The following is a 25,721-nucleotide window of genomic DNA, read 5'->3' on the forward strand; positions in this document are numbered from 1 at the left end:
GGAGGCTTAGAAGTTGGATAAAGTAGCAGTTATTATTCCATCTTACGGTGGAGGTGAACTATTGGAAAGGACTGTAATAAGTGTTCTTAGTCAAGATTATGAAAATTTTGAGGTAATAGTCGTTGATGATAATGGAGAGGGATCAGAAAATCAATTATTAACACAAAATATCATTGCAAAATATTTGGATCATCCTCAATTCAGTTACTTAGTGCATAAGGTAAATAAAAATGGTTCCGCAGCAAGAAATACTGGGGTGAAAAAAACTAATGCGGAATATTTAGTTTTTTTAGATGATGATGATGTGATGAATAATGGTACCCTACAATCACAAGTTGATATGTTAAAGGCGTTAGATAATTCATGGGGAATGGTCTATTGCTCTTCTGAAGAATATTATAAAGATAAATTATATGCGAAATATAAAGCGAAAAAAAGTGGCGAGATATTATATACAGTACTTGTCCATAAAATTCATGCGGCAACTAGTACGTGGATGGTAAGGCGATCTGCATTTGAAAGTTTAAATGGATTTGATGAGAGTTTTAAAAGACATCAAGATTATGAATTCATAGCAAGAATGGCCAATGAATATAAAATAGCTGCAAACCCTTATTTTGGAATAAAAAAATATTGGACAAGGTTAACGATCTCTTCCAATATACAGGAGATTAGGGATCATTATTTGCTAAAAATGGATAGTATAATTCGTACTTTTAGTAAACGAAAGCAGAGGGGAATTTTACTTAATAATCAATTGGACATTGCTATGAAATTATTAAAAGATAGGAAATTTAAAGAGTTTTTCCAACGATATAAAGAGTTAAATGGTGGTATTATTGGTATTTTTATCATTGGTGGTTTTTTTATTCAGATTATTAAGAGGAAAATAAATTTAGCTTTGTTAAGAAGTAATTAGAGTATAGGAGATTTTGAAGATAAACTATTTTTTGAGGTGATAACATAGTGTTAATTAACATGCTAAAAAAAATAATATTTCCTAAAACGTATTCTTCAGAGGCATATGTCGAATATTTAAGGGAATCGGGTTGTAAAATTGGGGATAATTGTATTATTTGGAGCCCGAATAATACTACTATTGATGCTACTAGACCAGGTTTATTAGAAATTGGGAATAATGTTAAAATAACCCAGGGTGTCACTATATTATGTCATGATTATAGCAGATCGGTAATGAGATTAAGATTTGGAGAAAATATTGGTGAAGCAAGAAAAACGATAATTGGAAATAATGTTTTTATAGGTGTGAACAGTGTAATTTTAATGGGGACACGTCTTGGAAATAATACAATTGTTGGAGCCGGGGCCATTGTATCAGGAACATTTCCAGACGATGTTATTATTGCGGGTAATCCTGCAAGAGTTATTTGTAATTTAGAGGATTATTATGAAAAACGGAAAGTTAAGAGTATTGAAGAAGCGAAACAATATGCAAATGGATTTTATGAATTAAATAATAGATATCCAACTATTGAAGAAATGGGAAATGCCTTTTCTTGGCAGTATCTACCTAGAGAACCCGAAAGTTTAGAGAAGTATAGTGCATTCTTTAATCTAAAAGGTGATGATCATAAAGATATTATCGAATGTTTTATGAAATCTAGTCCATATTATGATTCATACGACATGTTTATTGCTCAATGTATAAAAGACAGAAAATCCTCATTGGGAATTAAACATGAGTAGTGTTAAAAGGAATTTTTTGTATAACCTGATTTATCAAGTGTTACAGATTATCTTGCCGTTAGTTACACTTCCTTATATTTCTAATGTCTTGCATGCTGATAATGTTGGTATTTATACATTTTCTTTCTCTATTGCAAGTTATTTTATGTTATTTGCTATGTTGGGGGTAAATAATTATGGGAGTAGGTGTATTGCAAAAGTAAGAGATAAAGAAGGAGAAATAGAAAAAACATTTTGGAGTATATATTATGCTCAATTAACTACAGCCATAACTTCAATAATTATATATATGATATATATTGCGTTTCTAGATAATGAGCACCAACTAGTTGCATTAATACTGATTATATATGTAATTTCTGGGTTACTTGATGTTAATTGGTTTTTCTGGGGGATTGAAAAATTTAAAATTACTATCACTAGAAATATAATAGTTAAGTTAATGACTGTGGTATGTATTTTTTTATTTGTAAAAACTGAAGAGGATATATATATATATACATTAATAATGGCACTAGGAGCGCTTATAGGACAAACAATTACATGGATATACCTTAAAGATTATGTGAGTTTTAGGTTACCAAAGTATAAAGAATGTATGGTACATTTCAAGCCATTATTGGTACTTTTTATCCCAGTTATAGCTATTAGTATGTATAAAACAATGGATAAAATAATGATTGGATTACTAAGTAATTATGCAGAAGTAGCTTATTTTTCATATAGTGAAAATATTATTGCTATCCCAGCGGTAGTTACAACCGCCCTTGGTGCAGTAACATTACCTAGAATAGCCAATTTACTTGCCAATGGAAATAAAGGAATGGGAGAGAAATATATTGATTATTCCTTGCAAATAGCGATGTTCCTATCATGTGCTATGGGTTTTGGAATGGGGGCAGTTGCGGAATTTTTTGTTCCAGTATTTTTTGGAAGTGGTTTCTCGCAATCTGCGCTGATAATGCAGGCACTATTTCCTACAGTTATATTTACTGCATGGGCTAGTATTATAAGAACGCAATATCTTATACCAAATGCAAAAGATAAGCCTTACGTAATTTCAACAATTATTGGTGCTATAATAAACCTTGTGGTTAATTTAATTACAATACCAAAGTTTGGGGGAATAGGGGCTGTAGCAGGAACCCTGTTAGCAGAGGGGATAGTTGCAATTTATCAGACATGGATTGCAAAAGAGGATTTAAATATAGCAAAATATTTTAAGGCCAATATAATATATTTACTAGCAGGTTTATTCATGTATATATCTATAAATTGGTTAGGTGAAAAGTTAGAGTATTCGTTTTTAAATTTGATAATTTTGATATGTTTAGGTAGTATAGTATATTGTTCTTTATGTATTTTGTATCATGTTGTTAGAAAAACAGATATATATTTGTTATTAAAACAAAGAAGGAATTAGATTTACATTATAATTCAATAATTGAGTGATTGGATAGGAGCATGAATATTTATTGTGAGAATAATTTTAATCTCATCTTAATTGCTGTAAAAATATTTCTTGAAAGTTACTGAGTTTGAGGGTTATAAAATCTAAAGATAAATAACAGAATTTCATAGATTTTAATTTGTAAGTGGAAAAGTAAAGGTAGGTATAAATATGCGGAAAATAGCAGTAGCGGGAACCGGATATGTTGGGTTATCGAATGCAATTTTAATGGCGCAACATAATGAAGTAATAGCCCTTGATATTATTCAAGAAAAGGTAGACATGCTTAACAATAGAAAATCTCCAATTATTGATAATGAATTAGAAGAGTTTTTAGTTGAAAAAAACTTAAATTTAACGGCAACAACGGATAGTTATAAGGCGTTTAAGGATGCTGAGTATGTAATTATTGCTACACCAACTAACTATGATCCTGAAAAGAATTATTTTAATACTAGAACAGTTGAAGCTGTTATTGCAACTGTTCTATCTGTGAACCCAGAAGCAATAATGGTAATTAAATCAACAGTTCCAGTTGGTTATACTGAAAAAGTAAAAGAAAAGTTTGAAACGGATAATATTATTTTTTCACCAGAATTTTTAAGAGAGGGTAGAGCTTTATATGATAATTTACACCCTTCGCGTATAATTGTTGGTGAACAATCGGATAGAGCAAAAATATTTGCTGATTTATTAGCCCAAGGAGCTATTAAAGAGGATATTCCTATATTATTTACTAATTCTACTGAGGCAGAGGCAATTAAATTGTTTGCTAATACATATTTAGCGATGAGGGTGGCTTACTTTAATGAACTAGATTCCTATGCAGAAATAAGAGGACTAGATGCAAAGCAAATCATTGAGGGGGTTGGGTTGGATCCAAGAATAGGTAATCATTATAATAATCCTTCATTTGGTTATGGAGGCTACTGTTTACCTAAGGATACAAAACAATTATTAGCTAATTATACTGATATTCCAAATAATATAATGACTGCAGTTGTCGAGGCAAATAGAACTCGAAAAGATCATATTGCTGAAATGATTATAAGGAAGAATCCTAAGGTTGTAGGTATTTACAGACTTACTATGAAAATGGATTCAGATAATTTTAGACAATCTGCTGTCCAAGGAATTATGAAACGTATTAAAGCCAAAGGTATTGAGGTGGTTGTATATGAACCAACTCTTCATAAAGAATCATTTTATAACTCAGAAGTAATTAATGACTTTAAAGAGTTTAAAAAAATAAGTGATGTAATTATTGCAAATAGACTAACAAGAGATTTAGAGGAAGTTAGAGATAAAGTTTATACAAGAGATCTATTTAGTAGAGATTAAAGTTCAAAAAATATGTCCATCTTCTTTTTAAGTATATTTAGAATAAATAGCATCTAATTCAATATATGCTCTAAATTTTTTATTGTACCGTTATTTTAATTACTTGTAAAAGCATAACATTTTTTATTAATGTATTTTTTCTCATTATGTAATTGGAACCTTTATCTAAGATTAGTAGAAAAAACAATTTTAACTTGGATAGAAGGAAATCAATTTTGGATAAATGCAAAATTGTTTGGGTGATTATACAACGCGGCGTGAGAATTAGTAGTATCTAATGAAATATGTCTAAGGAAGAAGGTTAATATAGTGAAAAAAAAGATCCTGTTATCAATAGTTGGGATTATACTAATAATGATTATAGGTGGTGGGGTTTATGCCTATAATATGTATTCGTCTGTTTCAAAAACATTAGATGAAGTTCATAAACCATTAAAACGTGATGAAGATAATAAACAAGAAGAAAAGATTAGTAAATCAAATCCAGTTTCTATCTTATTGCTTGGAGCAGATGAACAAGGTGATGATAAAGGACGTTCAGATTCTTTAATGGTTATCACATTAAATCCTAAAAATAATTCAATGAAAACAGTAAGCATCCCTCGTGATACTTACACAGAGATTGTTGGGAAAGGCAAAAGTGATAAAATTAATCATGCCTATGCATTTGGTGGAGTAGATATGTCTGTTTCGACAGTGGAAAAATTCTTGAATATCCCAATAAATTATTATGTTGAAGTAAATATGAATGGATTTAAAGATATTGTTGATGCAGTTGGTGGAGTGGATGTAAATAATGACCTGGATTTTACTTGGGAAGGAACAAACTTCAAAAAAGGAAATATCCATTTAACGGGGAAAGAAGCTTTAACGTATACGCGAATGCGTAAAGTTGACCCAAGAGGTGATTTTGGTCGTCAAATGCGTCAACGCCAAGTTATGCAAGCTGTTATTAAAAAGGGTGCAACATTCTCTTCTTTAGCAAACTATGGAGATGTACTTACAGCAATTCAAAAAAACGTAAAGACAAACTTAACGCAAGATCAAATGTTTGATATGCAGAAGAATTATAAAGATTGTCTGCAGAATAGTGAAGATATCCAAATCTCAGGTGACGGGCACATAGCCGCTGATGGTATTTGGTACTACTATGTTCCAGAGGCAGCAAAACAAGATTTAACGAATAAGTTAAGAGCGCATCTTGAAGTGACTAAATAATATGTAATAACCCAACTCCTTTGGAAGGAGTTGGGTTTATTTTTGCATGGATTTATATTAGTATTATATATTGTGAGATTAATAGATGAGGTGAATCGATGAATAAGAAAGCAGTACTTGTCCTTGTTATTTTTGTATTGTTTGTAGCTTCGATTGTGAGCGGTAAATTGTACTGGAATAAGAAGATTGCGAATGCAACAGGACAAACGAGTGAAGTAACGAAAACAAAGGCTGAAGTGAAAGATAGCGGAGCAAAGAAAGAAGAGAAAAAGGAAGAGAAAAAACAAGATACAAAGTCATCTTTTAATGAAGCATATGCGAAGAACTTGCCAGATGCAGTGAAAGAGAAGTTAAAGAAAGCTGCTGAGGCTAAAAAGCCAGTAAACCTTGTTATTGTTGGTGATGAAGCTTCTTCATCTGCAAAAGATGCTTGGGCAGCTAAGTTAACAACTAATTTAGAAACAGCTTACGGTAAAGGTTTATGGAATGTGACGGTAAAGGAATATAAGGGTGAAAGCACAGAAGAGTTAATCGCGAATAAGCGTGATAAAGAGATTGCGAAAGACAATCCAGATGTGATTTTATTTGAACCACCATTCATTACTGATAACGGTAAAACTGGTAATGGGAACTCTGTTGTGAATACACAGAAGTTTGTTCAAGCACTTTCTACTAGTGCAAAAGGCGCTACGATTATGATTCAACCATCAAATCCAGTGTATGGTGCGAAAAATTATCCGAAATCGATTGAAGCATTAAAACAATTTGCAACGCAAAATAATTATACATATATTGATCATTGGGGAGCATGGCCTGATGCGACAACAAAGGCTATCCTACCATATTTACAAGAAGAATTTGGTTTCCCAAGTGCAAAAGGACATGACGTTTGGGCGAAATATGTAACTGATTATTTTGTAGCTAAGTAATGAAGGAGAGATAAAAGGTGTACGAGTTCTCGTATACCTTGTCTTTTTATAATTAAGAGATTTGAAAATAGTAGGAGGAAAACAATGAACTCAATCCTAATCTGCGGCGGAGCCGGGTACATCGGTTCTCACGCTGTGAAAAAATTAGTAGACGAAGGTTTATCTGTAGTAGTAGTAGATAACTTACAAACTGGTCATGAAGATGCAATTACGGAAGGCGCGAAGTTTTATAATGGCGACCTTCGTGATAAATCATTTTTAAGGGATGTTTTTAAACAAGAAAATATTGAGGCGGTTATGCACTTTGCAGCTGATTCTTTAGTTGGAGTTAGTATGGAAAAGCCCCTTCAATATTATAATAACAATGTGTATGGTGCACTTTGTTTATTAGAGGTAATGGATGAGTTTAAGGTAGATAAGTTCATTTTCTCTTCTACTGCGGCAACGTATGGTGAGGTAGATGTGGATCTTATTACTGAGGAAACGATGACAAATCCTACGAATACGTACGGAGAGACGAAGTTAGCAATCGAGAAGATGCTTCATTGGTATAGCCAAGCTTCTAATTTACGTTATAAGATTTTCAGATACTTTAACGTGGCTGGTGCAACTCCAAATGGTATTATTGGGGAAGATCACCGTCCAGAAACACATTTAATTCCTCTTGTGCTGCAAGTGGCTTTAGGTCAACGTGAGAAGATTATGATGTTTGGTGATGATTATAATACACCAGACGGTACTTGTATCCGTGATTATATTCATGTTGAAGATTTAGTAGCGGCTCATTTCTTAGGGCTTAAAGACTTGCAGAACGGCGGAGAGAGTGATTTCTATAACTTAGGAAATGGTAATGGTTTCAGTGTAAAAGAAATCGTTGATGCAGTTCGAGAAGTTACAAATCATGAAATTCCTGCTGAGGTAGCACCGCGCCGTGCGGGCGATCCAGCACGTTTAGTTGCTTCTTCTAAGAAAGCGAAAGAGAAGCTAGGATGGGATCCTAAGTATGTAAATGTTAAGACAATCATTGAACATGCTTGGAATTGGCATCAAAAGCAACCGAATGGATATGCTAAATAAATATAATAAGTGAAAGAGAGGGTATCGTCGACAAAATATGTTCGACAATACCCTCTCTTTTTTTGTACGATTTTTGCTATACTAAACTGTACTATAATACATGATGGAAGGAGGAAAATAATGAAAATACTTGTGGTTGATGATGAATCGAGTATTCGTAATTTGATTCGGATGCAGTTGGAGATGGAAGGTTATGAAGTATTGGCAGCGGCTGATGGGAGAGAAGCTTTAGAGCGATGGAATGAAGGGCCGGATGTATTGATTTTGGATGTTATGCTTCCGGATACGGATGGGTATGAGTTGCTTCGTTTGTTCCGTGAGAGGGATAGGGATATTCCGGTGCTTATGTTAACGGCAAAGAGTCAGATGAATGATAAGTTGCTTGGATTGCAGCTTGGTGCTGATGATTATGTGACGAAGCCGTTTAATTATGCGGAGCTTATTCTTCGGGTTAAGAATATGGCGCGGCGTGTAAAGAAGACGGAGGCGGCTGTAAGTTATGAAGTAATTGAGGCTGGAGAGATAGTGATTTGTCCTAAGGAAAGAAAGGTACATGTGAGTGGACAAGAGATTCAGTTAACGTACCGAGAGTTTAATTTATGTCAGTTGTTTGTTTCAAATCCGCAGCGTGTGTTTATGAGGGATGAGTTGCTTGAGAAAGTATGGGGATTTGAGTATATCGGAAATACGAGAGCAGTTGATATTATGGTGCAGAGACTTCGAAAGAAGCTTGGGACGAGCGGAGAATATATTAAGACAATTTATGGCGTTGGCTATAAACTGGATTGTTAAGTGGTGATGGTATGTCATTAAAGCGAAATATGGTGTTCGGAATAGTTGGGCTGTTAATTCCGATTTTTGTTCTTTTATATGCAGTTGTTTATATTACGTTAGAAAAGAATATGTATCATAACGCAGCAGATTCTTTAGAAAAGTTAAGTGTAGAAGCACAAATTTACACGATGAATTATTTAGAGAAGGAAGCAGAAGTGGATACGCTTGGACCTAATTCACTTTTAATTGCGTCGTATTTAGCGAAGCGTATGGATGTCCGTGTACAGATGATCGGGAAGAATGGCGATGTTGTTGCAGATACACAAAAAGGAGCATTGCTTCACCGTAACATCGACATTGAGAGTTCCTTGAAGGGAAAGAAGTCTTATGTTTTTGAGGAGGCAGATCCCGCTCCCATTCTTTTGTTTTCAAGCCCGGTTTATTATGGAAACGATGTCATTGGAAGTATTCGTTTTATAAATGAGTTAACGGGTGAGAAGGAAGTTTTAACAAATGTGAGCTGGACTTTCTTAATGACGTCTCTTTGCCTAGTAGCTACTGGTATTTTCTTTGCGATCCGTTTGGCGAAGTCTCTTCATAAACCAATTGATCAGTTGAGACAAATGGCACAGCGGCTCGCAAATGGTGATTATAAGAGTAAGATTGAGTTAAATGAGTACGTGGAAATCGCTCAGCTTTCCGCATCTTTTAACGCGATGGCCGATGGAATTGAACTGCATATTAAGCAATTGCAGGAGGAGAAAGAGAAGCAGAAAGATTTCCTAGACCGCATTACGCATGAGCTAAAAACACCGCTAACGGCGATTATTGGTTATGTTGATTTAATTCCGAAGTTACAATCGAAAGAAGATGTACAGGAAAGTCTTCGTTATGTGGCGGTGGAAAGTGAGCGTTTATTATCACTTGTAGAGGAACTGCTTAAGTCTTCGAAATATGGGACGAGTACGTTTGAGGTGTCTCCTACAGTTGTGAACATAAAGGAATTGGCAGAAGAAGCAGTTTCAATTGTGAAACCTCGTCTAAATCAGTTTGAAATTGAAGTGATAAATGAGTTAACGGATGTACATGTTGTTGCGGATTTTGATAAGACGAAGCAAATTTTCTTAAATGTGCTTGATAATGCAATTAAGTATAGTGATGCTTCACACATTCGTATGAATGTAATTGTAAATGAGCATGAGGCGAAGGTTTTTGTTCATGATGATGGGATCGGTATAGATGAAGTGGTGCTTGCAGAGTGGAATGAGTCTCCGAAAGGAAAAGCACTTCCTTCTAGTTACGGGAATGGTTATGGTTTGTATATTTGTCAGGAGATTATGAGTAAGCAGGGCGGAAGCATGCGGATTGAGAGTAGTGAAGAAATAGGTACTACAATATTCATTACATTTTTGCTTCCGAGAAGGATGGAAGACATAAAAAACTTGAAAGCGGTTAAATGATACATTTATGAAACAATTATGCGGTATTTTCGAAACAACGTTTTTTTATCTTGGAGGTAGGCAGAAATGAAAAGGCTATCATTTCAAATTCTTATGTTTGTCATTTGTATGATTGTTTCTCTTGTTTTGTTTTATGTTATGGAGAAGCAAATCTATAATCGAATTAACATTGTAAATGATAAACAAGCCGTTTTACAAAGGGTGAATGAATCTCTTCCAATTGAAGTGAAAGTAAGACATGAAAAGTGGGGAGAAATTGTTGTAACGGATGAAGTACGTTTGCATACGATTGTTTCATTCTTTGACCGAATTCGAATAGAGCCTGAGGGCGTTAAGAGCCAAGAACAAGTATTTACTGGAGAAGTAACGTACTTGAATGGACATAAGCGTACTTTTGCAGTAGGTGACTTGTTCCAGTATGGGGAAAATGTATACGGAAAGAATGGCATGGATCCGATGATTTCAGCACTTCAAACGTATTTATTAAGCCTGTATTACACGCCAGAGCGTATTAGTGATTTCTTTGCTTCAGCAAAGGACGTCGTAGTACGTCAAGGCGATGTGGTACGTACTATCAATCTTACGCACATACTTGATTCTATTCGATACGCAAAGCAAATTACAGATTACGGAGAAATTCAGAAGTTATTACAATCGCAGAATGAACCGATTGCTTATATTACAGCTTATAAAACAGGTAAGCGTGTAAAGAATGATCGTGAAGATATTCTTACGATTTCTGTGTATCCATCGTACTTTGTTGTGCAATATCTCGGTGATAATAACGGAAATGTCATGTATATGAAAGGCTCTCTAGCAGAGTTATTCGTAAAGGAGAATGCGTCATGAGAAAGATAGCCTTTTTCTTCTTTTTGCTAGTAATTGGAGGAGCGATGTCTAGTTGCTCTCGAGATACAACCGCTATTAAATATAGTAAAAATGGTCTCCCTATTTTGGATGATCGTCATATTGTTGCGTATGTAGCGGCTCGTGAGGAAGTTGGTGAAGCGTTACTTTCATCATTTTGTAAGCCGCGCGGATGTACGTATGAATTTATTCGTCTTTCAACAGAAGAACTTCTTCGTAGAGTGGAAGAAGAAGCTGGAAATCCGAAGGCGGATATTATTATTGGCGGTACAGTAGATGCGCATCAAATGATGAAGCAAAAAAATCTTTCTATTCCTGTGATAAGCCAACATGCAAATCGTATTTCAAAAACTGTTAAAGATAAAGATGGTTATTGGTACGGTTATGAAGTGGAGAAGCTGGCAATTGCGATTAATAAAGAGCGGTGGAACGAGGAAATAGCGCCGCTTGGTCTCTCGTATCCGTTAAGATGGAAAGATTTATTGAATCCAGTATATAAGGGAAAGATTGTTATGCCCGATCCAAATGTTTCAGGTACAGCATATACGTTTTTTCAATCACTTATTGATACGTTAGGTGAAGAGGAAGCGAAGGAATATGTGAAGAATCTGGCAGAACAAGTTGGAGAAGTAACAGTGAATGGTTACATCCCAGCAGAACTTGTTGCGAGTGGTGAATATATGATAGGCATCAACTTTATGGGAGATCAGAGAATGCTTCAAAAACAAGGCTTTCCGATTTTAAGTAACGAACCTGAGCAAACAGGGTTATCCGTTAATGCGATTTCTAAACTAAAACGTGCACCGAGTGGTATTATTGCGGATTTATTTATTGATTATTGTTTATCAGAAGAAGCGGGGCATATTTTAGAAAAAGTGTCGTTTGGCGTACCAACGATGTTTGCGAAGAATGAGAAAGAAATAGAAGGACAGCCGGTTAGAAGGACGAACCAAAATATATCAAATAGCGGAATAATCGAGATATGGAATAGACAGCGTCTCTCTCTGAAGTGAGAAAAGGAGACGAAAATATATGTTTAAATGGCTCAAGCCAGCACCTGCAATTGAAAGATTGCCAGCGGATATGATCGACCGTGTATATCGATTACTACGTATTCGTGTGTTAATCGGGATTTCAGTTGGATATGCTGCTTATTATTTAGTTCGTAGTAACTTTACGTTATCAAGTACGTATTTAGTACAAGAATATGGTTTTAGCACAGCTGAAATTGGTCTACTAGGTTCAGTAATGGCAATTGTTTATGGATTTAGTAAGTTCTTTATGGGTAATTTATCAGATAAAGCTTTCGCCCAGCGCTTTATCGCAGTCGGTTTATTCTTATCAGGGCTTGTAAATATTTGTTTCGGCTTTGCATCATCATTTGGGATGATTGTTACATTACTTGTTGTTAACGGTATTGTACAAGGTATGGGAGCACCACCTTGTAGTATTGTTATGACAAAATGGTTCTCGAAGAAAGAACGCGGTACGAAAACAGGTCTTTGGAATATTTCACATAACGTTGGTGGAATGCTTGTGCCACCACTTGTCGGAATTGGTGTAGGTATTTTTGGTGAAAACCATTGGCAAGGCGGCGTGTTTATTTTCCCTGCTATTATCGCAATGGTAATTTCGGTTCTTGTTTGGATTAATGCGAAGGATACACCAGAATCTGAAGGTCTTCCTCCAATTGATGAGTATCGTAATGACTATGAAAATCTTGAAAAAGCAGATAATGCTAACAAGATATCACCAAAAGAAATTTTAATGAAGTATGTAGTGAAAAATAAATTTGTATGGTTCTTATGTATTGCGAATGCTTTTGTTTATTTAATTCGTTTCGGTGTTATTAACTGGGTTCCACTTTATTTAACGACAGTTAAAGGATTTTCAAAAGCAGAAGCGCATGCGGCATATGCAATCTTTGAAGGTATGGCAATTCCAAGTTCATTAATCGTTGGTTTTTTAAGTGATAAATTGTTTAAAGGAAAACGTATGCCATTATGTATTATTAGTATGGTTGGAGTTGTTATTGGTACGTTTATATATTGGCAAGCAACTAGCGTACTTGTTGTAAGTATTGCAGTTTCTATTATCGGTTGTTTAATTTATGTACCACAGTTCTTAATCGGTTTAAGTGCGATGGAATTAGTACCGAAATTTGCAGTAGGTACGACAGTTGGTATGTGTGGTCTATTCGGTTATGTAGGCGGAAGTCTTGTAGCTAACGCAGCAATTGGTGTTATTGTTGATCGTTCTGGCTGGGATGGTTGTTTCATCTTACTATTAACAGGTGCGGTTTTATCAACAATCTTCTTATTTATTGTTCAACGTGGACATGAGAGAAAAGATCCTAAAGTAGCGTAATATTTTGTTTGAAAAAGCTATCCAATTGTGTGTGATTGGATAGCTTTTATATTAGAAAAAACAAACAGTATGTAAAATTGCAGTTTAATATATAAATGATTTTTGTTAATTAATATAATTTTTTTAGATTTAATAAACCAATTACGTACATAGTTAGACCGAAAAATCCGCCGCCACAGATGAAAATTACAACCTTAAATAAAGAAATAGAGATTTCTTCTGAGCCTACATAGGGAAGGATATAATTCATAAAAACAAACATTTGAAAGCCCCAAAGCACACCTGCTTTTAAGCCAGCTTTTCTTAATTTTTTCTTGTGTTGTAAATATTCTTCTTTTGTTGCACATTCAGTATCACTTAAACCTTTTTTCTTGAATTTAAAGGCTAAGTAATTAGCGTAAATCATATTAGATAGAAAAATGAATATTGTCCCTATAGATATTGTGTGATTCATAGTATCAACAAGTAACATAATAAGCATTACCAACATATTTAACCACCACAAACCAATTCCAGCTACAGATAACTCTTTATTGATTTCTTGTTTTTGGTATTCATCTCTCTCACTTAGTGTTCCAACAAAACTATTATAAACTCTTTCTTTCCATTCAATTTTCATCATTTAATCTCCCTCCCAAAATAGACTATTTAAATCTGTTTTTAGTGCTTTTGCTAATTCGATACATAAGGCTAAAGAGGGGTTATATTTATTGTTTTCAATTAAATTTATTGTCTGTCTCGCTACGTTAACTTTTTTAGCTAATTCTAGCTGCGATAGACCTTCAGATTTTCGATATTGTTTAACGTTATTCAAATATAACCCTCCCATTGATGGTTGTAGACCTCGTGTACCAAAATGTCATTTATATGTGACATTTTATAATTGAATAGATGAAATGTCAAATATATATGACAAAAATGATAGTAGTACAATTAGGAAAATGATTTTAATAATTTATCTTGGTAAGAAGTTTATTAATAAAAGATGGCTTACATTCATATAAAAAGTACTTGAAAATTCAATTTAAATTATCCTTTTTCCTTTCCTTAAATCTATCTTAAAAGATATAATGTCATATTTCTAATCATTGGAATTTTTGTTACAATATAATTGGATGTGTAAAACTTTGTAAAAATAATGTAATAATATGTAATATATTTTCAGAAAGTTTTATACAATTTTATATTAAACTATTAAGTTGTAAAAAGGAGAGAGACTATGTTACCAAATACGGTTCGTACTCCAAACAAGAAGAAGAAATGGATTATTATTGGGGTTATTGCACTAATTGTTATTGTAGCGGCAATTAATATTTTTGTTATGCAAGGTAAGAAGAAGGGTGCATCAACAAATGCTGATGCTGTAAGTTTTGAGAAAGTGACAGAGCGTAAGCTGAATAATACGAAGTTAATTTCTGGTCAGGTGAAGCCTGGTAATATTGAAAGCTTCTATGCAGATCCGGCCAAAGGGAAAGTGAAAGATATTGAGGTAAAAGAAGGGCAAGAGGTAGAGAAAGGCACGAAGTTATTCTCTTATGATAATGAAGAGATTAACCTTCAAATGAAGCAAGCTGAGCTTGATCAGAAGATGGCGGATATGCGTTATGATCAAGGGAAAAAGAAGATTGATTCGTTGAAGAAAGAAATTAAGAAGGCGAAAGATAGCGGAGCTGGGAAAGAAGTAACAGATCCGATGGACGAGCAAGTAAACGAGTTAGAGATAGGACAAAAAACAATTGACCTTGAGAAAGAAAAAGGAAAGTTACAGAAAGAAGAGTTAAGTAAGAAGCAGAAAGAACTTACGATTTATAGTAATTTTGCTGGTGTTGTTCAAAAGTTAGATAAAGATGCGGCACAAAGTTCATCTCAAGCGTTAGGTGGTCAAGGAAAAGCGTTTTTACAAGTAGCTTCTAAAGATCCATTCCAAGTTCAAGGTACGTTAACTGAGCTTCAAAAGTCACAAATTCAAAAGGATCAAATATTCACTGTAACGGCAAAAGCGAATAATAAGAAGAAGTGGACAGGTAAGATTACAGAGGTAAGTGAGTTCCCAACAAGTGCAGAGATGGCGCAAGCTGGCGGCATGGGTGAAGCAACTCAAAATATGTCTCAGTATACATATAAAGCTAGCCTTGATAGTCAAGATGGTTTATCTCCAGGTTATCACGTTTCTCTGCAAGTAAACTTAGAGAATAAGACGATGATTGCTGTTCCAAGTAAAAGCATTGTAGAAAAAGGCGATGATGCATTTGTTTATGTTGAGGAAAAAGGAAAGCTTCGTAAACAAAATGTGAAAAAAGGTTCTACTGATGGAGACTGGACAGAGATTACTGAAGGCGTAACAGTGGGGCAAAAGGTGGTTAAAAATCCTTCCGACGATGTGTATGACGGAATGGAAGTGAAAGAGAAATGATTACGTTAAATAATATTGCTAAAACGTATTATCAAGGAAAATTGGCGGTGCCGATTTTGCACGGTATTAGTTTAACAATTCAGAGCGGTGAGTTCGTTTCGATTATGGGACCGTCTGGTTCTGGTAAGTCGACACTTATGAATATTATTGGTTGCTTAGATCGTCCAACAGAAGGCGAATATATGCTGAATGACGTGAATATCTTAACAGCAGACGAGTCAAAGCTTGCTTTAATTCGTAATGAATATATTGGCTTTGTATTCCAGCATTTTAATTTACTACCTCGTCTTTCCGCAGTGGAAAATGTTGAGCTTCCGCTCGTATATGGTGGCGTGAAGAAAGCGGAGCGTCGCAAGCGTGCTTTGGAGGCGTTAGGTAAAGTTGGATTGGCAGATCGCGTGCATCATTTACCAAATGAGTTATCAGGTGGACAGAAGCAGCGTGTAGCGATTGCAAGAGCGATTGCAAATAATCCAACGTTCATTATGGCTGATGAACCGACTGGTGCACTTGATACGAAGTCTGGTGAGCAAGTTATGGATATTTTCACGAAGCTTAATGCAGAAGGTACGACGATTGTTATGGTTACGCATGAAGAGGAAGTAGCAGCGTATTCTTCCCGCCGCATTGTACTGCGAGACGGGAAAGTTACAGAAGATAGAAGGTGTGCGGTATGAGTTTACTAGATAGTATAAAAATTGCCCTATCTTCTATTTTAGCTCATAAATTACGTTCAGCCCTTACGATGCTCGGTATTATTATCGGGGTAGGTTCGATTATTACAGTCGTTGCAATTGGGCAAGGCGGAGAAGCGATGCTGAAGTCGAAATTCGCAGGTTCTGGTGGTAATAACCTTATGCCAATTCAATTTAAACCAGATATTAATGATGAGTTTGCTATAGGTGGATTTGAAATGCCGAAGTTAACGGAAGAGGATATTTTGGAAGTAAAACAAGTGAAAGATGTTTCACATGTTATTACGACAAACCAGACGACAGAGGTGCTTGATGTAAATGATAAAAAAGCAAATTTGAATGTTATTGGTCTTGATAATGAATATTTTGCGGTTAATAAAGTAAAGGTCGTAAAGGGACGTACTTTAAATGAATCAGATATTTCTCATGCAAATAACGTTGTGATGATTAGTACAAAAACAGAAGAGACGTTATTTAAGGGTGTAAATCCAGTAGGACAAATTATTGAGATGAAAGGACAACCGATGCAAATTGTCGGTGTGTATACATCTGATAATGAATTTATGGGATTTGAAATGGAAGAAGCGTTAATCCCTCTTACGTTATGGCCTGTTTTATACGGAACAGATGAAATTCAAAGTATCGCAATTCAAGCTAAAAATGTAGACGATTTAGAAGCAGCAGGGAAACAAGCTGTTGATGTATTAAATAGCCGTAAGCCAAGTGAAATTCCGGGTAAATATGAACTGGTTAATTTAAAAGAATTCCAAGAAAATGTTTCTAAAGTTACTAACATTATGACAATGATCATCGGTGGTATCGCTGGTATTTCATTAGTCGTTGGTGGTATCGGTGTTATGAACATCATGCTTGTATCTGTAACGGAGCGTACGCGCGAAATTGGGATACGTAAAGCGCTTGGAGCAACGCGTAGTAAAATTTTATTACAGTTTTTAATTGAAGCAGTTATGTTGACGCTTCTAGGTGGTTTAATCGGAATTGGCCTTGGGTATGGCGGAGCATATATCGTTTCTACATTCGCAAAATGGCCACCACTCGTTTCATGGGAAGTTGTCGTTGGAGGCGTACTGTTCTCGATGACACTTGGTATTATTTTCGGATTAATTCCAGCGAACAAAGCTGCGAAATTAGATCCAATTGAAGCATTGCGTTATGAGTAATTAATAGTGTAGTAGAACTACACATTACCGTTCTAGTGGGCGGTTCGTAGCCTCTTGCGTGAGGAAGTGAACCGCCCGTTAGAACGGGTTATATAAATAGAAGGAGGCGTTATAATGGAAGCAAATATTAATACGCAAGATGTAGGTGCGAAGAAGCCATCATTATTAGGAATGATTACTTCTCCAGGTGAGCAATTTGAGAGAATGAAGACGAAAAGTCCAGTATGGGGGGCATTTTTCCTTTTCATTATATTAACAGCTGTAATTGCAGGGATTAGCATGTATCAAGTAATGAATCATCCTGATGTAATGAGTGAGGTGCCTGATGCTGAAACGGCTAAAGTTGTTGGTTACTTCGGAATAGGAGCAGGTATTGTTGGAGGGCTATTTGGTACTGCGATTTGGTTCTTCATTGCGGCAGCTATTTATAAAGTGATTATGATGTTTATGAGTAATGATACTTCATACATGAAATTATTATCTATTTATGTCTACACATATACGATTTCAATTTTAGGTGCAATTGTGAACTTTATTATTAGAATGATTCTTGGTGGAGATATTGAAACTTCTTATACAAGTTTAGCAACTTTATTTGAGCCAGGTACAGTTGCTCATGGTGCTGCTTCATCATTCGAAGTTTTCAATATTTGGACATTAGTTGTAATGGGATTAGGATTACATATTACGGCTGGATTAAGTAAAAAACAAGCAACGATTTTAATTGTTATTTTCTTTATTCTTTCAGTTGGATTTACTAGTTTAAGTGGTCTAGCTCCAAAATTTGGTGCATAATTTATTCTTTTAGAAAAAGGTGACTCTTCAAGGGAGTCACCTTTTTTATTTTTATCCCTATTTCAAATACCACCAATAAAATTTCAAATTCCGTCGGTAGTATTTGAAATGACTCACAGTGAAATCTTTTCTTTATTTTTATATTGTGAAGGTACCGCGGAATACTAGAAAGGTATACCTTTTAGAAACGGGTACTGTGTGAAGCCAGCGACTTTTACAGAGGCAGTTGTTTTGTATGAAGGGATGATTGTAAATCAAATAAAGAAATTAGGTATTCGCCAAGATTATGAAGAGTATTATCAATGTGGTTTAATTGGTCTTTGGCATGCATATGAAAGATTTGATGCGGAGAAGGGTTGTTTCCCTGCATATGCAGTTGTAACGGTGCGAGGTTATATATTAGAGAGATTGAAGAAAGAGTTCACAGTGCAGGAGAGATGTGTATGTGTAGGTGAGTATGAAGAAATCTTTCATTTTGAAGATGTTGAAATAAGAGTGAAGGATTTTATGAGTGTGTTAGATGAGAAGGAGAAGTATATTATTTTTGAACGTTTTTTTGTAGGAAAGACGATGGGAGAAATCGCTTTAGAGACGGAAATGACATATTATCAAGTAAGATGGATGTATCGGCAAGCACTCGAGAAAATGCGAGATAGTGTAAGAGGATAAAAATAGCAAATAGAATGGAAGGTAAGGAAATACTACCTTCCATTCTATTTGCTATTAAGGTGATGAATCTTGCATGTTCATTTGGGATAATACATATCCAGCTTTCCATAATTGCTGACTTAACTTATGGGAACTAATTTGTATCGTTACGGTAGCTCCGTTTGAAAAATGAATTTTAGCTTGTTTAGCTTTTTGGAAAAACTCTATTGTATGAACATGTTTGAAGAAAAGCCAAATACAATTTGGAGAAGCAGGAGATTCTGTTGGGAAAGCACAAATATATTCTCTATGGTTGATCGGAATTGGGACGTTTTGTTTAAATTTAAATTTTGTTTTTACGGCATTACGTCTCCCTTGATAAGTAGAATGAATATTTGTTAGACAAGATTTCTGTATAAGTTGGAGAGCAGTCTGACAGGAGTAAAGATGGTTTCCGCTACTGTCGATGATTTTTGTACGGTAATAAGGGTGTTTACATGGTTCAAGCATCATTGTAGAACTAGAAATAAAAATGTTGTTTTCATTATCCATAATTCTATATCCTCCCTTATAATTCTCATTCTGAATATAATTATATATAAATTAAGTAAATTGATTGTTAATATTCTATTTCATATTGTAAATTTTGGCTATTCGTTTACAATCAATAGGTGATAGTCTTTCTAATTTGCATCGCTTGTACATATATATGAAAATAGAAAAGAGTAGGCGGTGATATAGTATGAAGAAAAAGTATATTATTATGGCTTTAGTTGTCATTCTCCTAGTATATTTAGCAAACAGCAATCCGAGTAAAGGAGAATATACAGAATGGGCAGCGAAGCAGTTTATGAAGCGTAATGATGTGAGTAAGAAGCTAGATGAAGTTCAAAAAGAGAATGAAGAGGGTCTCCTTGGCGACTTGGCATCGGCCGGTAAAAAGTTAGCGAAAAAGTATGTTGAGCCACAAGTTGGGTTATTAATTGATCATTATACGAAGCGAAATGATTATATATTCTTCTCAACATATACGACTGAGTTTGATATAGGTGAAGAACATTATAAGTACGTATGCGTCGGTTTTTCAAAGATTTTTATTCCGATTGAAATGCCGAAGAAAAAAGACGAATCTGCAAAATGATGCAGATTCGTCTTTTTCATTTTATAGAGTAATTGGAACTTCAGATACATTTTTTTCTACAAGGCGAGCTCCCTTTTTTCTTGTATTTTCATCAATGGATGAAAATACAGATGAGGCAAGGATTGTATCCATTACTTGATTTACGACTTGTGCATCGATTGGTGTGATGGGCGTATCGATAGAAAAAACGACTGTTTTTCCATCTTCTTTCGCGAAAATTAACTCTAGTACTTGCATGTGTTATTCCCTCCTTTGTATTTATCCCGCTATTTACGGGACTCGGGTCTGCTGGTTAAATTGCGGCTAATAATCAGCGGGGATGAATAAAATCCCCACTGATCCGAGTTTTACTTTATAGTTTAGAAAGATCTGATGTGCTAACAAGTTGTACAGCGTGAAGTGGTGATGCTTGTAAGGAAGCGAGAGCATGAGCTACGTTGTGTACTTGATCTAAGCTCGCATTTGTTTTAACACGTTTAAATTGTTTGCTCTTGAAAACTGTTTTGCCGTTCTTATCTAATCCGTTGTTTAAGACAAGACGTAAAGTTAAATCCATTACGATTGTTTCAATTGCCATGTGTATCACCTCCTTTCACTTTATAAATAGGGTACAAATGTCATGTTTTGGCGTGAAATTTTTTCTTTTTTTTGGTACCCTTAAAAGATTAAGAGAGGAGAATTCTGGATAATGAATCGTAAATGGTTATTTTGGATTCCTGTATTACTATGGATGGGGCTGATTTTCTATTCTTCGGCACAACCATATAAAAAGCAGGATATGCGTTCAGATATTGAACAATATGTGAATGTTGAATTTGTGAAAGAGCATTTTTCATGGGTATCTATCGATTATGGTGGAGGAACCCCTGTTAGTATTGCCAATAAAGGTGTAGGCGGATTTATTGAGTTTTTCCTTCGTAAAGGTGCTCATTTTATGGTGTTCTTTATGCTAGGTTCATTGATTTATTACGCTTTTCATCGATCAGGTCATTCGAGGAAAAGATGTTTTATATATGCCCTTCTTTTCGTGGCAGGTTATGCAACATTTGATGAAATCCATCAATGGTATACGGGGGACCGTACACCAATGTGGCAAGATTCATTGCTTGATACGTGCGGCGGATTAACCGGGATTATAATAAGTAATTGGTTTTGGAATAGAAAAAAGAGCTAATCTCATTTTGAGATTAGCTCTTTTTGTTTTATGTTTATACACCAAGTAATTCTTTTAGTTCGTCTGTTGATAGTTCAGTCATCCAACTATCGCTTGTGATGACCGCATTGTTTAGAGATTGTTTTCTCTCTAGCATTTCATCGATTTTTTCTTCTAATGTTCCTGTAGTAATGAGTTTGTGAACATGAACAAATCGTTTTTGACCAATGCGATATGCGCGGTCCGTTGCTTGATTTTCCACAGCTGGATTCCACCAACGGTCGTAGTGAATGACATGGTTGGCAGCGGTTAAGTTTAGTCCTGTTCCGCCAGCTTTTAAAGATAAGATGAAAATGTCATACGTTCCATTTTGGAATTCCTCAATCATTTTGTCACGATCTTTTTTCGGTACACTACCGTTTAAGAAGAGGACACGCTGGCCGAATTTTTCTTCTAGCACACGTTTTAGCATGTTCCCCATGCCGATGTATTGAGTGAAGATGAGGCAACTTTCATCTTGATCCTTTATATTTTCGATGAGCTCCATTAACGTTTTTGTTTTCATGGAGCGTTCAACGACATTTTGTGGCTCTTCTTCTTTTAAATAAAGAGCAGGATGATTACAAATTTGTTTTAGCTTGTTCAGCATAAGTAATATAAAACCGCGTCTTTCAATTCCGCTTAATCCTTCGACATTTTGCAGTGTATCTTGAACAAGTTGTTCATATAAGGAAGCTTGTTCACCAGTAAGAGGACAGTAAGTTTTTTGTTCTTGTTTATCTGGTAAATTTAATGCGACTGTTTGATCTTTCTTCGTTCGGCGCAGTAAAAATGGTGAGATAAACCGTTGAACTTGTTGGATTTTTCCTTCATCACGATCTTTTTCAATCGGTGTGACGAAGCGGCGCTGGAATTGCCCTAAGCTTCCGAGATATCCATGATTAATAAAGTCGAAAATGGACCAAAGTTCAGCGAGGCGATTTTCCATCGGCGTACCAGTTAAAGCGATTTTGTGATTTGCTTGCAAGTTTCGTACTGCTTTCGACTGTTTCGTATGTGGGTTCTTAATATTTTGTGCTTCATCCAAAATAACAGCATCCCAGCATAATGAAGTCAGTTCTTCCTCATCGAGCTGAGCCAATGCATAAGATGTTAATACAACATCTGCCGATTGAAGGAAATCTTCAAATAAATTGCCCTTATCTCTATTACTTCCGTAATGTAATTGAACACGTAAATTCGGTGCGAAACGCTCAAATTCTTTTTGCCAATTTCCAAGAACAGATGTCGGCGCTACGATTAATGCAGGGCCTGTTTTGAGATTGTTTTCTTTTATATATAGTAAGTAAGAGATTGTTTGAATACTTTTCCCGAGTCCCATATCGTCAGCTAGCAATGCTCCAAATCCAAGCTTTCGTAAATATAATAACCATTCAATACCGTGTTGTTGATACGGACGAAGTGTTGCGTTTAGTGAAGTAGGGACATCTACTTTTGGAATATCTCCAATATGAAGCAGCTTCTGGAAGAGTTCTTCATAATATCCATCTAGTTCGATTTCAATATCAGTAAACGGGCTATTATCTTCTACAATTTCCGTTTCAGCCGTATTTGATAAATGTTGCTGCAGGACATCTTTCATCTCTAGTCCGTATTTATCGGCACGGTTCATGAGTTTCCTTACTTCTTCGATAAAGGCTGGATCTAGTCGCATCCATTGACCGTTTATATTAAATAGACGTTTGTTTTGTTCAACGAGTTCGAAAAATTCGCTTTCTGATAAATCAATGCCGTTTGTCGAAATGCGCCAGTCAAAATTAACGAGCGTATTCATACCGAAGAACGATTGTGTTTGTGCTGTATTTTGCTTCAACTGGACACGTAATTTCGGTTTTGTTGCTTTTAAATTTTGCCACCATGATGGTAGTAAAATTGTAATGCCAGCTGCAAGTAATTCATTGCTTGCTTCTGTTAAGAAGTTCCACGCTTCGGTTTCAAAGAGCTCATTTCGGAACGTATCTTCTTCTTTTAACCACGGTATGAGCTTACTAAAACCTTCTTGTGTTTCTGTAATCCGTTCTTCGTAATCGTGCCATCTTTTCGGTAAGGAATCGATGTTTTCATATACATATATGCGATGCGCCCCGCGCTTTGGTGTCACAATTGTTTCAAGCTTCCACATTTCAAATTCTTCTTGTGGTTCTTGCAGTCTTAGTCCGATTGTAAACGGAAGATCATCTTCAATATAACCAATTTTTCGAAGCCAATCTTCTTCATGTAGTGCTGTTTCCAATTGTCTTTTCGTAAAGTCGTAATGTTCATATAGTCTTTTGGCATCTTCCCAGCCGTCATTTGAGCGATTATCTTGTAATATGCTTTCATTAACTGCTGCTGAGAAAAGAGATGCTAATGTGTCATCTTCAATTGGTGTATTTTGAACTTTCCAAGATGGTTGTTTGGACCAATGATTCATATCTGGTACGAAGCTACCACTCGTAAAGGCATCCCATAATTCATTTGCATCTTTCGTAAGGGCTGTAATAGGTCCGTTTATTTGCATATGTGCAAATGAATTCATCGGTTTGTTTGCAATGTATTCAAATGCTTGTGCGTTTGTTAGCATAACACCTTGTTTTCCTTCGAAGGTTGCTTCTTTTAGAAACGTACCGTAGAAAGAAGTGGAGTGCCATGTGAATGCATTTCGTTTCCAACTTGTTACGGATAATGGAGTACCGCTGTCATCTTCTCCCCAAAGGAACCAACCTTGACTAACATGCTGGAGCCTAATTGTTACTTCAGTTTGATTGATCATCGATTAATTTTCCTTTCCGTAATTCCTCTTGTAGTGCACGCAGACGTGAATGGAGATTGGCGATGTGAATAATGAAAGCATCCCATTCATCGGTGCGTTTTAATCGTTTATATAATGTACGTAATTTCTTTAAGTAACGAACTGCGCGTTTATATGATTTGCGATTTCGTTCTTCAATTGCCTCTACAGCAGCAAGATGGTAAAGAGGAAGTGCCGCTTCTGGCGCTTCTTTTTCAATATCTTTCAGTGGCTCTTTTAACAGTTCAATTGCTTCAAATCCATATAGGAGATGAAGTTCTGCCCATGTGCGATACTGTTTTTTCGCGAGTACGTACTGTTCATAGTTTGTGAAACTATACGGTAATAGTTCTTGTAAGATCATTTCGAAACCAGCTTGTTCATTTGTATGTGTTGCATATGTTTCATACATGATTACAAATAGCCGAACGACATCTTTTATAAAAATCGTATTTTCGTGATCTTGGATCGTTTTCTTTACTTGTTTATACGTAAAGGAAAGCCAATTTTTCGCACGATCCCACTGCATGGCACTTAATAGTTCTTCTAACCAATAGAAGTATAGACTCACAACAGAAGCAGGCTGTTTTTTTAGTAAGTCCATCGCTAGTAGATCTTCGTCATTCAAAAAGAGAAGATGGGAAGACGCTAACGCTTTGGATAGTGGATTGATTTTCGTATCGATTCGTTTTTCTTCTTCTTGTATTTTCTCTTTATTGTTCAAAAGTTCACTCCATATGTGACGATAAATGAAAAATCGCTCTTGCGTATAAGTGTCGGTAGAGAAGAATACTTCATGAACGAGACGAGCTGTTTCTTGTAAAATTATTTCAGACTCTGAAGGAATCGCTTCTGATTGTAAGTCCCGAACGATGGATTCCACTTTGTCTACAAATAGGCGAATGACATTAACAGGTTGGTGATAAGAATACGTTTTGTTTGCGTCGAATGCCTGAATTTCTTCTAATAATTTTTGAAAGCAGTAAAGTGCTGCGTGTAACCTGAATAATTCATGTATCGCAATGACACGCGGAGCTTTCCGCTCAAGTTTCGTATAGAAATCTGTAAAGATACTCATAAGAAAATACATTTGTTTATAAGTAAGCCGAGCTTGTTCTTTTTTAAATGATTCATATTCTTTTTCAAAATACGATTGCCAACTTTTATAATCGGTTTCTTCAAAAGCTGATGATTGCAATACTTGTCTTGCAGTTCGAATAGGGGGAAGGGAAGGTTTCGTATTATTTTTAAATAAAGTTAATACATCTCCTACTTGCCCGAAACTAGACGCTGCAGATAGTAATACAGCAAGCATATGCTCACATTGTGTTGGTGCGAAGCAATCACAATAACTTTCAGCGACGTTACGAATCGGAATATGAACGCTATATACGTTGCCTTCCGCATCTACAGTTCCTGATAGTGTATAACCATCAAAGTCAACGTTGTAGACAACACCACTACGATATAGGTGCCGAGCTGTAGCGACATGTTCCTGATCAGCTGTTTGCTGTGGATCTAGTCCTTGAACGAACTCATTCGCAATCATCATAATTTCATCTTTCGTAATTGAGTGTTGCAGCATAATATTCCTCCGTACACATATTTCTTTCCTTTACCATTATAAACAAAAAATGCTCAAAACAGAAAAAATGAAATTTGGATTACATAACTT

26 protein-coding genes are annotated in these 25,721 nt (G+C 35.5%); 19 read left to right on the forward strand and 7 right to left on the reverse strand.

The genetic code is table 11. The annotated features are described in order from the left end of the window. Window positions 1-13 precede the first annotated feature (13 nt). The 12 genes from MRP26_RS13035 (at window position 14) to pgtP (ending at window position 13,190) form a co-directional block, all read left to right on the forward strand. Entirely contained in the window at window positions 14-919 is a 906-nt protein-coding gene (locus MRP26_RS13035; RefSeq protein WP_097877306.1) for a glycosyltransferase family 2 protein, read from the forward strand. 47 nt (window positions 920-966) lie between these two features. Beyond that, a complete protein-coding gene (locus MRP26_RS13040) occupies window positions 967-1,707 on the forward strand; it encodes a DapH/DapD/GlmU-related protein (protein WP_161114158.1) in 741 nt (246 codons plus the stop codon). Next, complete coding sequence (locus tag MRP26_RS13045; protein WP_161114157.1) at window positions 1,700-3,130, forward strand: flippase; 1,431 nt, start codon at window positions 1,700-1,702, stop codon at window positions 3,128-3,130. Before MRP26_RS13040 ends, MRP26_RS13045 begins: the two co-directional genes overlap by 8 nt. A 198-nt stretch (window positions 3,131-3,328) precedes the next feature. Next, window positions 3,329-4,498, forward strand: coding sequence for a nucleotide sugar dehydrogenase (locus MRP26_RS13050; protein ID WP_097877311.1), 1,170 nt, complete (start codon window positions 3,329-3,331; stop codon window positions 4,496-4,498). Window positions 4,499-4,807: 309 nt separating this feature from the next. After that, window positions 4,808-5,716 carry a polyisoprenyl-teichoic acid--peptidoglycan teichoic acid transferase TagU gene (gene tagU, locus MRP26_RS13055; RefSeq protein WP_242806191.1) on the forward strand — a complete coding sequence of 303 codons (909 nt, stop codon included), beginning with the start codon at window positions 4,808-4,810 and terminating at the stop codon, window positions 5,714-5,716. Between the two features lie 98 nt (window positions 5,717-5,814). Then, complete coding sequence (locus tag MRP26_RS13060; protein WP_242806192.1) at window positions 5,815-6,645, forward strand: SGNH/GDSL hydrolase family protein; 831 nt, start codon at window positions 5,815-5,817, stop codon at window positions 6,643-6,645. Window positions 6,646-6,729: 84 nt separating this feature from the next. Beyond that, a complete protein-coding gene (galE, locus tag MRP26_RS13065; RefSeq protein ID WP_001084657.1) occupies window positions 6,730-7,722 on the forward strand; it encodes a UDP-glucose 4-epimerase GalE in 993 nt (330 codons plus the stop codon). 120 nt (window positions 7,723-7,842) lie between these two features. Further along, window positions 7,843-8,514, forward strand: a complete 672-nt coding sequence (locus tag MRP26_RS13070) for a response regulator transcription factor (protein ID WP_197242305.1) — start codon at window positions 7,843-7,845, stop codon at window positions 8,512-8,514. Between the two features lie 11 nt (window positions 8,515-8,525). Beyond that, window positions 8,526-9,956 (forward strand): HAMP domain-containing sensor histidine kinase, encoded by a 1,431-nt coding sequence (locus MRP26_RS13075; RefSeq protein ID WP_074047627.1) that lies wholly within the window; start codon window positions 8,526-8,528, stop codon window positions 9,954-9,956. Window positions 9,957-10,022: 66 nt separating this feature from the next. Then, entirely contained in the window at window positions 10,023-10,805 is a 783-nt protein-coding gene (locus tag MRP26_RS13080) for a DUF3919 family protein (RefSeq protein WP_000826618.1), read from the forward strand. After that, complete coding sequence (locus MRP26_RS13085; RefSeq protein ID WP_242806193.1) at window positions 10,802-11,836, forward strand: ABC transporter substrate-binding protein; 1,035 nt, start codon at window positions 10,802-10,804, stop codon at window positions 11,834-11,836. The genes MRP26_RS13080 and MRP26_RS13085 overlap by 4 nt, the downstream gene beginning before the upstream one ends. A 19-nt stretch (window positions 11,837-11,855) precedes the next feature. Next, on the forward strand, window positions 11,856-13,190 hold the full coding sequence (gene pgtP / locus MRP26_RS13090) for an MFS transporter (RefSeq protein ID WP_242806194.1): 1,335 nt from the start codon (window positions 11,856-11,858) through the stop codon (window positions 13,188-13,190). Between the two features lie 109 nt (window positions 13,191-13,299). Here pgtP and MRP26_RS13095 read toward each other — a convergent pair whose 3' ends face one another. Together MRP26_RS13095 and MRP26_RS13100 are read right to left on the reverse strand one after the other, a co-directional pair. Continuing rightward, on the reverse strand, window positions 13,300-13,812 hold the full coding sequence (locus MRP26_RS13095) for a DUF3278 domain-containing protein (protein ID WP_000975591.1): 513 nt from the start codon (window positions 13,810-13,812) through the stop codon (window positions 13,300-13,302). Further along, window positions 13,813-14,004 (reverse strand): helix-turn-helix transcriptional regulator, encoded by a 192-nt coding sequence (locus MRP26_RS13100; protein WP_001067016.1) that lies wholly within the window; start codon window positions 14,002-14,004, stop codon window positions 13,813-13,815. A 405-nt stretch (window positions 14,005-14,409) separates the two neighbouring features. Here MRP26_RS13100 and MRP26_RS13105 point away from each other — a divergent pair, with 405 nt between their 5' ends. The 5 genes from MRP26_RS13105 (at window position 14,410) to MRP26_RS13125 (ending at window position 18,943) form a co-directional block, all read left to right on the forward strand. Then, entirely contained in the window at window positions 14,410-15,603 is a 1,194-nt protein-coding gene (locus MRP26_RS13105) for an efflux RND transporter periplasmic adaptor subunit (protein WP_242806195.1), read from the forward strand. Next, a complete protein-coding gene (locus MRP26_RS13110; RefSeq protein ID WP_000631624.1) occupies window positions 15,600-16,280 on the forward strand; it encodes an ABC transporter ATP-binding protein in 681 nt (226 codons plus the stop codon). The genes MRP26_RS13105 and MRP26_RS13110 overlap by 4 nt, the downstream gene beginning before the upstream one ends. After that, window positions 16,277-17,479, forward strand: a complete 1,203-nt coding sequence (locus tag MRP26_RS13115) for an ABC transporter permease (RefSeq protein ID WP_000054365.1) — start codon at window positions 16,277-16,279, stop codon at window positions 17,477-17,479. Before MRP26_RS13110 ends, MRP26_RS13115 begins: the two co-directional genes overlap by 4 nt. A gap of 114 nt (window positions 17,480-17,593) precedes the next feature. Further along, entirely contained in the window at window positions 17,594-18,274 is a 681-nt protein-coding gene (gene yknW, locus MRP26_RS13120) for a YknW family membrane protein (protein ID WP_000387922.1), read from the forward strand. A gap of 198 nt (window positions 18,275-18,472) precedes the next feature. Further along, window positions 18,473-18,943, forward strand: coding sequence for a sigma-70 family RNA polymerase sigma factor (locus MRP26_RS13125; RefSeq protein ID WP_242806196.1), 471 nt, complete (start codon window positions 18,473-18,475; stop codon window positions 18,941-18,943). Between the two features lie 54 nt (window positions 18,944-18,997). Here the strand turns inward: MRP26_RS13125 and MRP26_RS13130 are convergent, their stop codons facing one another. Then, window positions 18,998-19,474, reverse strand: a complete 477-nt coding sequence (locus MRP26_RS13130) for a competence protein ComK (RefSeq protein ID WP_029443634.1) — start codon at window positions 19,472-19,474, stop codon at window positions 18,998-19,000. A gap of 190 nt (window positions 19,475-19,664) precedes the next feature. On the opposite strand from MRP26_RS13130, the gene MRP26_RS13135 reads away from it, so the two are divergent. Beyond that, on the forward strand, window positions 19,665-20,063 hold the full coding sequence (locus MRP26_RS13135) for a DUF4359 domain-containing protein (protein WP_000731400.1): 399 nt from the start codon (window positions 19,665-19,667) through the stop codon (window positions 20,061-20,063). A gap of 21 nt (window positions 20,064-20,084) precedes the next feature. On the opposite strand, the gene MRP26_RS13140 is transcribed toward MRP26_RS13135, so the two are convergent. Together MRP26_RS13140 and MRP26_RS13145 are read right to left on the reverse strand one after the other, a co-directional pair. Further along, on the reverse strand, window positions 20,085-20,300 hold the full coding sequence (locus tag MRP26_RS13140; RefSeq protein ID WP_001197593.1) for a DUF2922 domain-containing protein: 216 nt from the start codon (window positions 20,298-20,300) through the stop codon (window positions 20,085-20,087). A 115-nt stretch (window positions 20,301-20,415) separates the two neighbouring features. Next, window positions 20,416-20,640: a DUF1659 domain-containing protein gene (locus tag MRP26_RS13145; protein WP_000963861.1), complete on the reverse strand. Its 225-nt coding sequence runs from the start codon at window positions 20,638-20,640 to the stop codon at window positions 20,416-20,418. A 111-nt stretch (window positions 20,641-20,751) separates the two neighbouring features. On the opposite strand from MRP26_RS13145, the gene MRP26_RS13150 reads away from it, so the two are divergent. Next, complete coding sequence (locus MRP26_RS13150; protein ID WP_023523524.1) at window positions 20,752-21,237, forward strand: VanZ family protein; 486 nt, start codon at window positions 20,752-20,754, stop codon at window positions 21,235-21,237. A 34-nt stretch (window positions 21,238-21,271) separates the two neighbouring features. Here MRP26_RS13150 and MRP26_RS13155 read toward each other — a convergent pair whose 3' ends face one another. Then, window positions 21,272-24,028 (reverse strand): DEAD/DEAH box helicase, encoded by a 2,757-nt coding sequence (locus MRP26_RS13155; RefSeq protein WP_242806197.1) that lies wholly within the window; start codon window positions 24,026-24,028, stop codon window positions 21,272-21,274. Next, the gene (locus MRP26_RS13160) at window positions 24,012-25,631 is read right to left on the reverse strand and encodes an SWIM zinc finger family protein (protein ID WP_000939149.1); all 1,620 of its coding nucleotides are present in this window, start codon (window positions 25,629-25,631) and stop codon (window positions 24,012-24,014) included. The genes MRP26_RS13155 and MRP26_RS13160 overlap by 17 nt, the downstream gene beginning before the upstream one ends. Window positions 25,632-25,721: the final 90 nt, after the last annotated feature.

Source organism: Bacillus sp. CCB-MMP212 (genome assembly GCF_022748145.1).
GTDB lineage: Bacteria > Bacillota > Bacilli > Bacillales > Bacillaceae_G > Bacillus_A > Bacillus_A cereus.